12 protein-coding genes and 1 tRNA gene are annotated in these 13,796 nt (G+C 33.0%); 3 read left to right on the forward strand and 10 right to left on the reverse strand.

Features of this window, described 5'->3' with window-relative positions:
• Positions 1-315: 315 nt before the first annotated feature.
• The 3 genes from LJ207_RS11120 to LJ207_RS11130 are packed head-to-tail and all read right to left on the reverse strand — an operon-like array spanning position 316 to position 4,200.
• Entirely contained in the window at positions 316-2,160 is a 1,845-nt protein-coding gene (locus LJ207_RS11120; protein ID WP_229346570.1) for a PocR ligand-binding domain-containing protein, read from the reverse strand.
• Between the two features lie 51 nt (positions 2,161-2,211).
• Positions 2,212-3,966, reverse strand: a complete 1,755-nt coding sequence (locus LJ207_RS11125) for a methyl-accepting chemotaxis protein (RefSeq protein WP_229346571.1) — start codon at positions 3,964-3,966, stop codon at positions 2,212-2,214.
• Positions 3,967-4,005: 39 nt separating this feature from the next.
• Complete coding sequence (locus tag LJ207_RS11130; RefSeq protein WP_229346572.1) at positions 4,006-4,200, reverse strand: hypothetical protein; 195 nt, start codon at positions 4,198-4,200, stop codon at positions 4,006-4,008.
• Between the two features lie 933 nt (positions 4,201-5,133).
• Here LJ207_RS11130 and LJ207_RS11135 point away from each other — a divergent pair.
• Positions 5,134-5,388: a site-specific integrase gene (locus LJ207_RS11135; protein ID WP_229346604.1), complete on the forward strand. Its 255-nt coding sequence runs from the start codon at positions 5,134-5,136 to the stop codon at positions 5,386-5,388.
• A gap of 130 nt (positions 5,389-5,518) precedes the next feature.
• On the opposite strand, the gene LJ207_RS11140 is transcribed toward LJ207_RS11135, so the two are convergent.
• From LJ207_RS11140 to LJ207_RS11155, 4 genes are all read right to left on the reverse strand, one after another.
• Positions 5,519-5,606, reverse strand: a tRNA-Leu gene (locus LJ207_RS11140).
• A gap of 68 nt (positions 5,607-5,674) precedes the next feature.
• The gene (locus LJ207_RS11145; RefSeq protein ID WP_229346573.1) at positions 5,675-6,814 is read right to left on the reverse strand and encodes a baeRF7 domain-containing protein; all 1,140 of its coding nucleotides are present in this window, start codon (positions 6,812-6,814) and stop codon (positions 5,675-5,677) included.
• Between the two features lie 134 nt (positions 6,815-6,948).
• On the reverse strand, positions 6,949-8,373 hold the full coding sequence (locus LJ207_RS11150; protein ID WP_229346574.1) for a GntR family transcriptional regulator: 1,425 nt from the start codon (positions 8,371-8,373) through the stop codon (positions 6,949-6,951).
• Between the two features lie 30 nt (positions 8,374-8,403).
• Positions 8,404-9,792, reverse strand: a complete 1,389-nt coding sequence (locus LJ207_RS11155; RefSeq protein ID WP_229346575.1) for a DUF2254 domain-containing protein — start codon at positions 9,790-9,792, stop codon at positions 8,404-8,406.
• Positions 9,793-10,037: 245 nt separating this feature from the next.
• On the opposite strand from LJ207_RS11155, the gene LJ207_RS11160 reads away from it, so the two are divergent.
• Positions 10,038-10,625, forward strand: a complete 588-nt coding sequence (locus LJ207_RS11160) for a cyclodeaminase/cyclohydrolase family protein (RefSeq protein WP_229346576.1) — start codon at positions 10,038-10,040, stop codon at positions 10,623-10,625.
• Between the two features lie 27 nt (positions 10,626-10,652).
• Positions 10,653-11,483 carry a bifunctional 5,10-methylenetetrahydrofolate dehydrogenase/5,10-methenyltetrahydrofolate cyclohydrolase gene (locus tag LJ207_RS11165; protein ID WP_229346577.1) on the forward strand — a complete coding sequence of 277 codons (831 nt, stop codon included), beginning with the start codon at positions 10,653-10,655 and terminating at the stop codon, positions 11,481-11,483.
• A 399-nt stretch (positions 11,484-11,882) separates the two neighbouring features.
• Here the strand turns inward: LJ207_RS11165 and LJ207_RS11170 are convergent, their stop codons facing one another.
• From LJ207_RS11170 to LJ207_RS11180, 3 genes are read right to left on the reverse strand one after another with little or no spacing between them, the layout of a single operon-like run.
• Positions 11,883-12,686 (reverse strand): CsgG/HfaB family protein, encoded by an 804-nt coding sequence (locus LJ207_RS11170; protein ID WP_229346578.1) that lies wholly within the window; start codon positions 12,684-12,686, stop codon positions 11,883-11,885.
• Positions 12,687-12,716: 30 nt separating this feature from the next.
• Positions 12,717-13,145 (reverse strand): curli assembly protein CsgF, encoded by a 429-nt coding sequence (locus LJ207_RS11175; RefSeq protein WP_229346579.1) that lies wholly within the window; start codon positions 13,143-13,145, stop codon positions 12,717-12,719.
• 14 nt (positions 13,146-13,159) lie between these two features.
• Positions 13,160-13,726, reverse strand: coding sequence for a hypothetical protein (locus tag LJ207_RS11180; RefSeq protein WP_229346580.1), 567 nt, complete (start codon positions 13,724-13,726; stop codon positions 13,160-13,162).
• Positions 13,727-13,796: the final 70 nt, after the last annotated feature.

Below are 13,796 nucleotides of genomic sequence, written 5' to 3' on the forward strand. Positions count from 1 at the left end.
TTCAACTGTGGTAAATAGTGCAATAAAAATAAATAAAAGCCCCAGTACTATAATAGTTAAACTATCAAAAAGTATATCTTTAAGTTCTAGATTGTTTTTCTGCATCTTCTAATCTCCTTAAGAAACAGTGTTATACATAACATTATAACTTTTTATGAACTTATAAGCAATTGAAACCAGATATAATTAAGAGATGCCTATTAATAAGTTATTCAAAAGCAATAGAAGTAAATACTTCTAACTAATGAATTACTCTATTTTTCAATGTACTTACCATGCATTTCTCACCCCAGAGCCCCAGCATTAAAGTTTGCCTCAGCTTTTTAAAATATTATTATTTTTAGAATCATTAATATCATTATTTAGAACATCTACTTTAAGCTGTTCTATTTTATCACCCTCAATAATCTTAATAAGGGTATCCGCTACTAGAGGAGAAAACTGGCTGCCACTATTATTTTTGATTTTAGCCAGTGCTGTTTTATAGCTTAGTGCTTTACGATAAGCTCTATTAGACAGCATGGCATCCCAGGCATCTGCCACTCCTAAAATTTGAGAAATTAAAGGAATCTCATTTTCTTTTAAAGCGTCAGGGTAGCCCCTACCATCCCATCTTTCATGGTGATGAAGTATATATTTAGCAATCGGCTTTAAATTTTCAGAACTACTCAAAGCTTTATTTCCCCAAACTGGATGTTTTTTAATCAATTCATACTCTTTATCAGTTAGTTTGCCTTTTTTATTTATAATATCGATGGGTATCAATAACTTACCTATATCATGAACGAGACCTGCCCAGTAAGTGTCTCTAATTGTCTGCTTGGAAAGCTTCATCTCCTTAGCTACAGCTGCAGCTAATTCTGCCACATTTTCAGAATGTCCCTTAGTATAAAGATCGTACATCTCCATTATTTTTATAATAGAGGTTAATAATTCTTTGGTAAAGTTAGCCTGCAAATTATCAAATCTTTTAAAAGAAAAAAATGAAGATGCTAAAGTTGAAAAAGAGTCTAATATTTTTTTGCTAATATCACTGAACTCTTTACTGCTATCTTTCTTAATATCAAGTTCAATTCTGCCAATAATCTGATCATTAATATTGATATTTATATACAATGATTCCTTGATTGGTTTTAATGCTTTTAAAAGCATTTCTCTTTTCTCTGATTCTATTTGATTTAAATCAAATAAATGATCTTCAGTATTACTAACTTCCTTGTTTTTTAGATTAATTAACAGCTTCTTATCAAAATTCATTTCCTTTAATATTTTGATGTCATGCCCAAGCAAATCTGCAAATTCACATTTATCTTGAGCATTTATTATTAAAGCTTTAGCATAGTCAGCTTCTGGTATTATCTCTACAGCATATTTTAACAGATCAGAAAAAAAATCTTTTTCACTGAGTAGAATTTTATCTTCCATATTTGATACAAGTTCAATCATATTAACAAATCTATGATTAAGCAAGTTCACTTTCTCTAATGAATGTTCCATTTCTTCGTTCATAGCAATAATTTCTTCATTATAAGCTGCAAGTTGTTCGTTTGAAGCAAATAGTTCTTCTTTTTGCTGACTAAGTTTTTCTTCTCTTAATTTTAATTTATCATAGGATTTTTCTAATAAATTGTTTAATTTCTGCTGCTCCATTTTTTCAACAGTTAACTCTGAAATAATTTCTATTATATCAATTAAGAGTTTCATGATGTTTTTAACTTCTTCTTCTGAGACAACAGGTACTTTTTTAACTGCAGAAAGATATAATTTTTGATCAAAGTCATATTGTTCTGCCTGTTTTCTGAAAAAATCTAAGGAGGGTTCTTCAAATAAAAACTGTCCTGTAAAAAGGTTTGCAAAATGTTCTCCCTTTATAATAATTGGAACTACAACATCAATTAAGCCATTCAAGCACTTATAAACATAATAATCTTCCCCTTCGGACATCTTCTTAGATAAAATAGTATCACTTTGTTTGCAATTTTTTGAGGTACACTTCTTGGCTCTATGGAAATCAGTGCAGATTTCTCTCCAACCTGATTTAGATAAAACATTTCCTTCAAGATCAACAATTGCAGTTACATAATCTGTTGCCTGGTTAAAAGCTTCGAGCAATTTATTTAGTCTATCAAAATCGAAACAATCACTTATTTTTACATCCATTTAGCCACCAACTTTCAATATAAATCTTCTCAATACTACATACTTTATATATTATATTTTAAATTTATTCACAGCCTCTGTTAAGTTATTTGCCATATTTGCTAACTCTTCAGCAGCACTAACTATTTCTTCAGTTGATGCACTTTGTTCTTCGCTAGCAGAGGCAACTTCTTCAGAATTACTTGCTGCTTCTTGACTTACTGAAGCTATTTCTTTAATGCTAGTGTCAATCTCGTTACTATTTTGATTTACTATATCAGCATTATTACTAATTTCTTCTATAAGATTTCTTAAGTTCACAGCTGCATTGTTAATCTTTTGAAAAGCTTTACCAGTAGTATCAATAGCATTAACACTTTCATCTACGACTTGTTTGTTATTATTCATTTTACCTATCGCGTCTTTCACACTATTTTGTATTTTGTTAATTAAACCACTTATTTGATCCGTAGCTTTAGATGATTCCTCTGCTAATATTCTAATCTCATCAGCTACAACAGAAAATCCTCTTCCTGCTTCTCCTGCTCTGGCTGCTTCAATAGCTGCATTTAAAGCAAGTAAATTAGTCTGATCTGCTATATTATTAATTAAATCAATAATTTCTCCGATTTTTTCGGATAAATCTCCTAACCTATTTATAGTGCTTGAAACTTCATTAGAATTACTTTCAACATTTTTAATCTTCATTACTGATTCATCAATTGAAGAGTTTCCTTCATTAATATTATTCATTACTTTATCTGCCTGATTATTCATCTGATTAGAATTATTCTTAACATCTTCTATCTGAACTATTAACTCATCAACATTACTGGTAGCTTCTTCAACTTGAGCAGATTGTTCTTCTGCACCAGAAGCTACATCTTGTATTGCCTGACCAACATTTTCAGCTGAAGCTGCTACTTCCTCTCCAGAAGCAGACAATTCTTGGCTGGAAGCAGATAAATTACCTGCGATATCAATAACCTGTCCAATTAATGATTTCAATTTATGATTCATATCAGAAAAGGCATTTGCCAGCTGACCAATTTCATCCTTTTTCCTTAACAATTTTTCTGAAACCTTTTGGCTTAAATCTCCATCAGCAATTTTTTTAGCATAATTACTAACCTCTATTATAGGTTTTGTTATTTTGTTAGAAAAATAATAGACAAATATTAGAGCTAAAATTAATATTATAGAAGAAAATATGATAATTAAATTTCTCATTCTATTAAGTCCTGCTAAAACTTCGTCCTCTGATGCAGAAACACTAACTATCCAGTCTGTGCCTTCAACCTCTGTATATCCACCATAAAACTCTTGGCCGTCAAAATTATAACTTGAAAAACCACTCTGATTGTTAATCGCACTATTCATGTACTCAGCTAAACCTCTATACATATCATTGTTTTCCTGAATAGGGTTTAACTGCTCCATTACATAATCTCTATTTTGATGAGCGACTAATGTTCCAGCATTATTAAACATAAATGCACTTCCATCTTCTTTTAGTTGAACATCTGTAATAATATTAATTACATCTTCACCAAGCATTCTTGCAATTAAAGCACCTACAATTTCACCATCCCTTTGAATAGGCACAGATACCATAGCTACTGGTTCATTAATTGCCCTACTAATTAACATATCTGAAACATAAGAGTTATTTGCAAATGCTTCCTGAACATAATTACGATCACTCAGTTCCAAAGTGCTGCCATCAATATAATTAGTTGATCCATCTAACTGTACGAGTGCTATTGTTGCATAATCTGTTCTTTCGGTTTCATCTACCAAAACCTCTTGGATTTGATTCCAATCCATAGTTTTAATGACTTTCCTATTAGCAATAGCTTCTAGTTCCTAAATACGAGTATCTAGTCTCGATCTCACTAATTGACCAACATCATCAGCTTTTTCTAAAACTCTTTCTTCAATTTCAGCTCTTATAATTACAGAAGTATTAAGATAAGCCATTATACCAAGGCTAATACAAATAAAAATTGTTAATAATCCTATGACTACAATTAGTTTGCTTTTTAATGATTTTAACTCCATTTTCTCTTAACATCCCTTTTAAAAAATTATTAATATAATCTTATATTAATATTATCGTAAATATCTTTAAAAAATTAAGTGCTATTACACAATAATACAAGAATTTAAACTTCCTAAGATGCATTTAATAACTTTATTGTGTTAAATGCTCTTAATTAAGCGAATTTCATAATCCGCTTAATTTAGTTGTGGGCTCCGTAAATTATTCTGATAGTAGGTGGAAGTCCTACCTATGTTGTGGCATGTATCATGTAGAAGTCAACAATGACAGGGTGTTCACCGTGAGATGGAATCTGAAGAGTCTGATACGTGCTGTTAGTCCAAAACATTATGTGAACCAGAGGTGGCATCTGTAAATGGCGATTCGCCAACTATACGAAGAAGCTCAATGCCGGCATAAAAACAATGCAATCTAGGCTGGATTTACGGGTGTGATTAGGGTTGGAATGACAGTAAGATAGAATAATTGACCGGAGGAGTTCTGTATTTGCCTGAAACAAAAACTAGTTTTAGTAAGTCGAGGCATAACCTGAACGGGAAAACTAAGATAAAGCAGATACAGAGTTCAGATGGCGTCAGTAGTAGCTATGATGACTGGTCCTTAGATAGCAGGGCGACCTGCAGGAGGATAAAGCCAGTTTAGCAAAAGACAGCCAGCGCAGTTGAAGTTGAAGATAATACAGGAGTGGTAAACAGATTTTAATGGTTTAAACACTGCTTAAAGCAGTGGGTCAGGCTGGTAGGCGGAGGGAGAAATCTAATCTCAAAGGTGGTAGGCCAGAAACACCATAACCTCAGTAGTAATATGTCAGAGGGGGCGATTGGTGAGAACCTAAAACGTGGCTGATAATATTATGAAGATAGGGTCTGTTTAACTGGACTGTAGAGTTAGAGACTGGTAAGTCGTGAAGTAAGGACTGGTGAAAGAGATAACTGAACAGTCCTGATGTTCCATCACGCAGATTTAAGTCAGTAGCAAAAAAAGCAGGACTTGGGGAATTTAGACTTCATGATTTAAGACACACTTTTGCAACTATATCTCTCGAAGCAGGTGTGCCTATAAAAGTAATTTCAGAAAGATTGGGTCATTCTAGTGTAACAACAACTATGGATATTTACTCACATGTATGCAGTGAATTTCAAAGAAAAGCTCAAAAAATATTTAATCAATATCTTGAAAATAATTGAGCAAATAACATCAAAAAACACACAAAAAATAAAAATCATGTTAGGATTTCGTTAGGATTTTGGCCAAAAAGCGAAAAAAGCCCTCTTTTTTGAGGGCTTTCAAAATCACTATAATAATTGTAATATCAAGTGGTGCCGAAGGCGGGGGTCGAACCCGCACGGCCGCAAGGGCCACTGGATTTTGAATCCAGCGCGTCTGCCAATTCCACCACTTCGGCATTAACATTGATAATTTTAACATATTTTTTATTTAAAAGCAAGGATTTTCAGCATTATATAGCTTAGTCTAATACCTGTAAATAGCTGCGATATCAGCATTATCAGGCATTTTATCTTCACTAAGTGGATATACCTTGCCTCCATTTAAAATAGTCTGTACAGCAGCATAATTATAAAGGTCATAATTTTCTCTGTCATTTACATCTTTAATCTCTTTTTCTTCAGGAGAAAAAACTCCCTCTTTATCTGCCTTTTTATTGATTAGTAAAGAATCAACCCGGCTGAAATAAGCTGCTTCTATAATATCTTCAAGCTCTTTTGAGATCTTTTCTGAACCCTTCAATTCAGCAAATTGATCCTTGACTGACTTGAGATAATCATGAATATGAGGTTCTACAATCTCCCAGCTCTTTTCTTTTAACTCTTTTCTATTCATATCTTTAACATTACCACTTAGATTTTCATCTAATAAATTAGAATAGCTGTTGATCTCATCCTTGTAAAGAGAAAACAGCTTGTCATCTGCAACAATTAATAAATAATCATCCTTAGATTTCAACTTCTTAAACACAACCCTGTCTATTTCTTTTAAATAATGCAGCAGATCTTCCTGATCATCATCAGCGGCTCCTTCACCATGGAATACCGAAGCGCTTCCTGCTCTGGCCATTGACTGATATCCCTGAGCACCTTCATCATCAATATTTAAAAATTCTTTAATATTAGTTGGTAGTTCCTTAAGCTCAATCTCAGCTAAAGTATTTCTATCAGCCCTGTATAATTGATTTAAGTTAGGACTTAAAGCTAAGATATAATATTTTTTATCATACCAGAGACCTGAAATTAACTGCTTTAAATTAAAGCATTGACTTACATGGGTACTGTTATAAAGATCTATCGGCAGTTTAAAGAAATCGAATTGATTTTCACTGATAAAAACGGCCAAACCTTCTTTTTGTTCCTGCCAGAAATTAATATCAGCTGCCAAAGTAGCAGCTTCATTTAAGAATTTATCTACATCTCGCTGCTTATAATCCCAGATATCCTTTAATTTTTTCTCGGTTTCCTGCAGCAGATTTTTAAATTCAATCTCCAGTTTTTTAAATTCACCTTTGCGAACGGGTTTAGTTGACATATAAATAGAGACACAGGGACTATCCTGACAACTGATAAGATCTTTTAGAATCTCGTGGTTAACTTCTGTCATTTTTTTTACCCCCTATTATTTTGCTTTGCTTACTACTCAATACTCCATTACTATTAATGTCCAACTAAATACATCTCTGCTTCTCTAATTATATTTTATCAAAAAATAGCCAAAATTAAAATAGCTTAATTAAATTAACTTAGATATTGCCGATAAATTTTTGCTAATTTGATAACCCCCTGTCTGATACTGAATTGATCAAGTGCTGCGGTGGACAATATAATCTGATTACTATTTTGCTCCACTAAAAAATTACTGTGATCTGCCAGCAAAACTCCTATTTTTTTAGCAAATTTATTAAAAGCCTTTTGATCTAAATCATTTTCTAAATAAAGAATGCTGTAAAAAGAACTCTGACTGCATTTAACTTCAATATTTCTGAAACTTTTTTCCAGCTCATCTTTTAATAAGAGATTTCTGTTTTTAAGCCGCTGTTTTAAAAGTTTAGTCCTTTTAGTTAAATAATATTTTTCTAAATAATAGGATAGTACATTTTCTATAAGCTGATCACCTGCAGATAAGGCTTTAAATTTATTTTCCAATAAATTTTTATTCAGATCGGCTTCTCTTTCATAGTAATCATTTTCAGGCAGAAAAACAAAGCCTGATTCAAGGCCGGCAAAAACTTTATCACTTAATTCCCTGATCAAAATTAAATTGTTCTTAAACTTTGAATTAAGCAGTTCCTCTACTTTTTGCTTTTGGGCATATAAATAATATGTTTCATAAATTATAATTTTAAATTTCAGCATTTCAGCCAGTTCAAAGAGTGATTTTAGTTTGGAAATACTCCAGCTTAAAACATTGGCAAATACCGGCTCATCACTTAAAATTAAATAGTCAATCTTATTTTCTCTTAAATAATCCATCAAAACCTCATAATCTGCATTTTCAACTTTAAGTATCTCAGCTTTATCAGAGTTGATCTGCCCTTCCCTTGGCTGAGCCTGAGCTAAAAAATGAGCAAATGGGCCTAATTCTGAAGGTGATTCAAATAAAAGGAGATCACTTTTTTTGATAAATAATTCTAAGATACTTATCAATTCAGAAGCTGAATTATAATATAGAGCCTGCTCTTGATAACCGGCTTTCATTTCTTTTAGAAAATCAAACCACTGCTTATCCTCAAATTCTATTTGCTTAAACACATTTCCCTGAACTTGGCTGTAAAACTGATCAAAAACAAGGTCAAAAGCATATTCGGGCATATATTCTCTTTTATACTGTTTACCACTGAAATCGATTATTCTCTTTTGAGAAGAATCCTTTGAACTCAATATCCTTAATCTCTGATCATCTTGATTTGACTTATAACCGGCAGCAGGAGCTATATAACTGCCGCTACCTTCTTTTTTATAGATCAAAAATTCTTCTGCCAGAAGATCATAGGCCTTAACAACAGTTTCTGTATTAACACCCAGGCGAGCAGCCAATTTTCTAATAGAAGGCATTTTAGAATCAGGGGTATACCTATCTTCTAAAATCTCTGCCTTAATCTGCTGATAAATCTGCTTATATAAATTTTCTTCTCCTTCACGGTCTAATTCTATCTCGAACATTTGACTGCCCTCCCTAATTAGATTGACTTTTTATTTCCAGCTTACACCTTTTACACTATCAACATCAAAATATTTTTCTTTATTATCTTTATTGGCTGTTTCTTTTGCCAATTTATAGATCTTATGATTAAGATATTTTTTATCTTCCTGCTCTAGCACTTCTTTATCAAACCCATCAATAATGTAATCACTAAATTTCCAGACCTGTTCTTTGATATTTTCAGGGCTTCCTTCTGCAATTATAACAAGTGCATCAATAATTGAGCCAGCTACCGAAACATCCTGATTACTGTAATGTCGAAGCTGATAAAAGGTCTTATAGAGCAGATACCAAAAAGAAATATCCTCCATTATAAAACAGACCTCACCTTCCTCATTATAATAATAGGTGTTTTCTATATTGGCCACCGCTATTCTAGATAAAACCCAGCCCAGCTGATTAATACAAAATATTGCAGTATTAGGATCATTGATCCCCGGAGAAATTGCCCTTAAAGCAACCTCGGTTAATTTTAAAAGTCCAAATTCGATATCATTTTTCTTGCTTCTCTCATTACTGATCACTAAATTACTATTGACCTTTGCTTTAAGTTCCTCAATTTCGATCTCTGTTTCTTCTTTATGCTCTGCCCTCCAGATCTTAAAAACAACAGAGTTTTCTGTTATATAATCACCGATCATTTTTTCTGCCCGAATAATTAAATTATACTTATCAGCTAATTTGCTTAGCTCTATATCATAGATCACCTGAATATAGCCGCTCTTAGTTGCTTTTATTTCACAAAATTCTCTTTTCATCTTTTCTTTTAAATCATCTGGGGCCTCATTTTTTATAAGCTCATTATTATCATTTCTTGCTTCAATTTTATCAACTATCTCTATGATTTCTTTTTTTAAGTTTTCAATTAAAAGATTAACCTGAACAGAATTTGCAGCATGATGAATAAAATATACGAAATAACCCAGACAAACTATGGCAATAATAACACCAATTATGGTGGAAAAAAATGATGGCTCTCCAGGTGCAGCAATATTATCCTCTAAAAAAAGCAAGTTTAAAATAGAGTATATAAAACCAGCAATAAATAAGCCCAAAACTTTTAAGGTAACTTTGCTCTTTAAGAAATCCTGCATTGTTCTAGGAGAAAACTGGGATGAATACATGGTTAAAACTACCATGATGGTTGAAAAAGAAACGGTAATCATTGCAAATAGAGAACCCGCAATTGTAGAAAAAATAGTTTTTGAAAGATCATATGAGCTCAGAAACAGAGCCGGGATATTGTTTATCAAAAAATCACTGTAGCTGTGTTCTATGTAAACTACAAGTGCTGAAAAAATTGTGGCTATAACTGCATATAATGTTGGTATAAAATATATTTTGTTTTCTATATTATGGAGGAATTTAAGTTTCAACACCTTCACTTCCTTCCTGAATCATAAGTCAATTCAACAAATTTAAAATAATAGAATATTTCTACTTATTAAATAAAATTCAACATAATTGAATAATATCCTTTTTTAAAGTGATTATTTAAGCCTAATTGCCAAAAAACTTTGCTAAATCATCTTGTTATCAGCAAAAAGATTCTATATAATTAAAAGTGAGTGTAAATTGGGGAATGAATTTATTAAATATTATAATAAGAGGAAAGGAGTAGAATATGTATTCTAAAGAAACGATTGAAGGTTTTTTAAATGAACTGGCCTCTGAACAGTCAATTCCTGGGGGTGGGAGTGCCGCAGCTTTAAGTGGGGCTCTAAATGCTGCTGTTATCAGCTTTATTTCGAATTTAACAATCGGTAAAGAAAAGTATAAGGATGTGGAAGATGAAGCCAAAGCAATCCTGGCAGAAAGTAATCAGCTGAAAAAAGAAATGCTCATAATGATTGACCAGGACAGCCAAATTCTCTCTCAGATCTTAGACAGCTATAAAGCTGGAGATCAGGTAAAGGTAAAATCTGTCTGTAGTGATGCGGTTGAATTTTCAATGGATATGACAAAAAAAGCGCTGAGATTGATGGAGTTAACACTTGCTATAAGTAAAATTGGGAATAGAATGCTGGCCAGTGATTTCGAGGTTGCTGCCTATATTGGTGATGCAGCAGTAGGAAGTGCAGTAGCCAATATTAAGATCAATCTTAAAAGCCTGGATGATAATGAATATAAGGAAAATGTCAAAAAAGAATACAAAGTTCTAAAAGCAAAAAGTGCCCAGTTAAAAGAAGAAATAATTGCATTAGCTAATTAAAATATTTACACAACAGGAGTGAATTAATTGAAAGAGTTAAGTGGTAAAAAACTTGCTGCAGAAATTAAAGCATGGTGTGTTGATGAAGTCAAAAAACTGAAGGCAGAGACCGGTAGTTCACCTCATTTGCTTGTAATGCAGTATGGAGAAGATGCTGCCAGTAAAGCCTATACTAATAGAATAGCTAAAAACTGTGAAAAGATTGGAATCGAATTCGAATATCAGCAGTTTAAAGATGATCCCGATGCTTTTTTAGCCAAACTTAAAAGTGCTAATCAGGACCCAGAAATAACTTCGATAATGGTTCAGCAGCCATTACCTGATGAACTTAAAGATAGTCTAGAAATGATCAATCCTAAAAAAGATATTGAAGGTATTACCTCTGCTTCTTTAGGTAAACTCTTTGCCGGTTATGAAACCTTAGTACCCTGTACTGCAGAAGCATGTATGGAAATACTGGATTATTATGAGATTCCACTTAAAGGTCAAAGAGCAGTTGTTGTTGGTAGAAGTAATATTGTTGGTAAACCGGTATCTATATTACTGCAGCAGCGGCATGCAACAGTAACGATGTGCCACTCTCGAACCAGAGACTTAAAAGCTGAACTGCAAAATGCCGATATTGTCGTAGCAGCAGTTGGTAGGCCAAAGTTAATCACAGCTGAGATGCTAAATGAAGATTCTATAGTTATCGATGTTGGAACTAATTTTGTTGATGGAAAATTGATTGGCGATGTTGATTTTGATTCTGCAGCCGAAAAGGTTAAAATGATCACCCCTGTACCTGGTGGAGTAGGTACAGTCACCAATCAGGTATTGATGCGTAATATAGTAAAATCATTTAAAAATTTACATTAAATTAAAAAAACTCCCCGGGGGAGGGGAGTAAATTTATTATTTTTATTTTGACCCTGAGTCAGAACTGACTCTAAGTCGAATTATATAATAAATTTTCTCTTTTGTCCAGCTTTTTTATTAATTTCTTAAAATTATTTTCAAAAATAGACCCCGGTTTTAACCGGGGCCAAACGGAGCATACTCTGCTCCGGGATAAATAATTATCCATAGCTTAATTTAATTATTTATTCTACAGTTTATAATGGATAATCTTTATCCACTATTCCACTTTTATTATCAGGGGCTTGTATTTCAGCCCCTGATTTGTAGTGGAAAAAACTTAATAATCTCTTATCAGAGATTAATATATTTTATAAAATTGTTTCCCACAACAATTTAAATTTATTAAATCTGCTTCCACTACATAACTCCACTTATACTTAATTTAAAGACAGCTTCTTCGAGTAAAGTTCTGACTACAAGATTAATTACTTCCTGCTGTCCTCTGCCTGTTTCAAATTCTACAATGTTGTTGTTCATAAATGAAAATACTTCAAAACCAATTTTTTCACCAACAATTTCTTTTTTTAAGCTTCTGGCCCAAACTACTTTGCCATCTGTAGTATCAGTAACCCTTAGATCAACTGCACAGCTGGCTACTGCATGTTCTTGAATACCACCTTTTCCTCCAACTATCAAACCCAATCCGCCAGTTCTTTTATCAATTTGATATTCTGTTACAGCACCTGAGATCAAATAATCCGCCCCTAATAATTGACCGATTATTGGTCCCTGGCCTTCGATGATCCTGTTTTGTTCTACTAGAGACTGCTCTGTCATAAAGTTGGAAAAATTAACTCTGTCTAAAACTTCAAATTGTCTTGACCTCAGCAGAGCTGTTATTAACATTTCTGTAGCACCCTGTGAAACTATATTAGAACCTATTTCACTGTACTGGCCTGTTTTGTCCTGAATATTATAGATGGCTATTTTAGCTTTATCTTCTCTGTTAGGTAAAGCTGCCAATAATTGAGTTGCAGTAGTAACATTTTCTTTAGTGCTGATTATTTGGTCTGCTGATAATAAGATATCTTCCATAATCTGCTCATGATTCTCTATATATTCAGCCTCAATCTTTTCTGCCTCTCTTGTCTGAGGATCTAATCCTGATGGCCCACCTACAAATAAGGAGATAACCAATAATGCAGCTATCATTGCTTCCATAGAACCCTCTCCCTTCACCACAGCTACTTTTTAGAAACCTGAAATATCAGGCCATTGAGCAGGATTATAGATTAATTCACTTTCTTCACCCGAAATTTTATTTCTGACATTAATTGTTACAGTTCCATCATTATTTTCTACTACAAATATATCCAAGCTGTTTGTATCATATCTTGCTTCACCAGTTTCACCAAAACCATCTCCAAGCATTTTTTCAACTATATTTTCAGTGATTAAACTCATAATTCTACCCTCAATAATTGCTATAAACTGGGCTACTTTATCATGCTCCAGGCTCATTTCATGCTGTGCTTTAGCTATATTATAGGCTACCTGACGCTGATCTGGAGAATTAAGTATTCTAAATCTATAGCTTGTGGTGGAGGCAGCTGAAATAAAAACAGAAGTGCTGCATAGAAATACTAAGAGCAGAGGCAGAATAATAATTTTTCTTCTCATATAATTTCACCCCCCTAGAAGTTTATCTTAAATCCGGCAACCGAATAAAAATCTCCCTCATCCCACTGTCCTTTATCATTGATAAACTTTGTTTCTACAAAAAAGTTTTTATTCACATTTAAACCGACAAAACCCTGATAATAGGCAACTCCCAAAAATTCTGCTCCTGCTCCAAAATAAGGAGCAAACATCCTGTCATTTAAGGTGGCTTTTAATGATAAAAAGCCGGCTAGAGAATCAACTTCTCCTTCTAAATATATACCCTCGATTACATAGGCTAAATCTAGACCATTAAACTGACCAGGAAACCTGTCTGAAGCTAAGCTGTGTTCAAATTTAGCACCTAATTTGTACTCTGTATTATCGGTATGAAAATTGGTTAGATATAAACTAACTCCACTTCTAGCAGCAGCTGCTTCTGCTTCTTCTTTAGCCATCATCTGAGAAGAATGAATTAACTGCATTCTCTCATTTAATTCTCTCTCATTTTGCTCTGTCTCTTGAGCATAAATATTAGCTGAAAATAAAAGGCTTAAAAATAATCCCACTACAATGAAAAGAATTAAAAATCTGGATACCATTTTTACACCTCCAAATTTTATATATTTTAAAAAAAGAGCCTGAAGTAAGTATTTAAACTTTCTTCAGGCT

The sequence above is a fragment of the Halanaerobium polyolivorans genome (assembly GCF_020711195.1).
Classification (GTDB): Bacteria; Bacillota; Halanaerobiia; order Halanaerobiales; family Halanaerobiaceae; genus Halanaerobium; species Halanaerobium polyolivorans.

Coding starts and splice junctions, on each gene's coding strand:
- LJ207_RS11120 (WP_229346570.1), bottom strand. CDS start 2,160: ATGGATGTAAAAATAAGTGATTGTTTCGATTTTGATAGACTAAATAAA.
- LJ207_RS11125 (WP_229346571.1), bottom strand. CDS start 3,966: ATGGATTGGAATCAAATCCAAGAGGTTTTGGTAGATGAAACCGAAAGA.
- LJ207_RS11130 (WP_229346572.1), bottom strand. CDS start 4,200: ATGGAGTTAAAATCATTAAAAAGCAAACTAATTGTAGTCATAGGATTA.
- LJ207_RS11145 (WP_229346573.1), bottom strand. CDS start 6,814: ATGACAGAAGTTAACCACGAGATTCTAAAAGATCTTATCAGTTGTCAG.
- LJ207_RS11150 (WP_229346574.1), bottom strand. CDS start 8,373: ATGTTCGAGATAGAATTAGACCGTGAAGGAGAAGAAAATTTATATAAG.
- LJ207_RS11160 (WP_229346576.1), top strand. CDS start 10,038: ATGTATTCTAAAGAAACGATTGAAGGTTTTTTAAATGAACTGGCCTCT.
- LJ207_RS11170 (WP_229346578.1), bottom strand. CDS start 12,686: ATGGAAGCAATGATAGCTGCATTATTGGTTATCTCCTTATTTGTAGGT.
- LJ207_RS11175 (WP_229346579.1), bottom strand. CDS start 13,145: ATGAGAAGAAAAATTATTATTCTGCCTCTGCTCTTAGTATTTCTATGC.
- LJ207_RS11180 (WP_229346580.1), bottom strand. CDS start 13,726: ATGGTATCCAGATTTTTAATTCTTTTCATTGTAGTGGGATTATTTTTA.